Here is a 587-nt window from a genome sequence, read left to right on the forward strand (position 1 = left end):
TATTAAGGTTAGCAGTCCACGCTGCGAATGTATTTTTTCTCCAATCCATTCGGAGAATCCTTTTATCCCGCCGGATATGGTCATCATGCCAACAAGGCCGCCGAATAAGTAAAGGAATGCGATAATTTGAATATTGGATTTGTCCGATAGGGTGGTTACGATATATGTAATTGTTTCGCGTGCACCGCCAAGAACATTAGCCTCAACAAGCAATGCTCCAACGACGAGTCCAAGAACCAATCCGGGCATAATCTTTTTTAACCATATTGACATGCCGATAACTATTAGAAAAGGTATTAATGACATCCATGCATTTTCCAAGATATTCAACTCCCAACACTGATACTTTTTCCTGGAAAGATGGTTTTCATTCACTTCCGTGTGATTTATCTATTATGCCGATTGCGCCATGAATTGCCGGTTTAGTATACTTGTAAAAAAGGTAAAGGGTAACAATGTAAAAACAATGAGGAAGGTGCTTTGAATGTGGATTAGACATTCGTTTTTTAAATATGCGACAGGAACATTAATCGTATTACTCTGTATTTACTTCCTCGGAAAAGTTGACTTTTTTCTTAACCCTTTTC

1 pseudogene is annotated in these 587 nt (G+C 38.3%); it reads right to left on the minus strand.

Annotated elements, in window-relative coordinates:
• A pseudogene (locus AC3G7N_RS21910) lies at positions 1-321 on the minus strand (Na+/H+ antiporter NhaC family protein); the annotation flags it as partial.
• Positions 322-587: the final 266 nt, after the last annotated feature.

It is taken from the genome of Virgibacillus carmonensis (assembly GCF_057836705.1).